1 protein-coding gene is annotated in these 267 nt (G+C 55.8%); it reads right to left on the minus strand.

Going from position 1 to position 267, the window contains the following annotated elements; translation table 11 throughout:
- Nucleotides 1-34: 34 nt before the first annotated feature.
- Nucleotides 35-267 (minus strand): hypothetical protein (locus SB751_RS31195; protein ID WP_410749168.1); only part of this gene is annotated, 233 nt, incomplete at its 5' end.

A 267-nucleotide genomic window follows, 5' to 3' on the forward strand; every position in this document is an offset into this window, starting at 1 on the left:
GTCACCCCAAGTCTCGCCACGATGGAATTTGAGCTCATGTCGCATCCTCTCCGGCATCGGCGATCAATGAAAAGGCAGCCTCGTAAATTTCGTTCGAACGCTGCTCCACGTCGTGGTTATTCAACGCCTCCAGTCCAGTTAGCAGCCCTGACAGATGAACCCGACAGCATCCTTCGATGAAGTCATGGAGCTGCTCATGAGCTTGCTCGACCGTGGCGATGTCGGCTGGTAGTGTGATGCCGCGTGCTCCTATGTCGGCAATCACCC

It is taken from the genome of Cupriavidus sp. SIMBA_020, from assembly GCF_046535395.1.
Classification (GTDB): domain Bacteria; phylum Pseudomonadota; class Gammaproteobacteria; order Burkholderiales; family Burkholderiaceae; genus Cupriavidus; species Cupriavidus campinensis.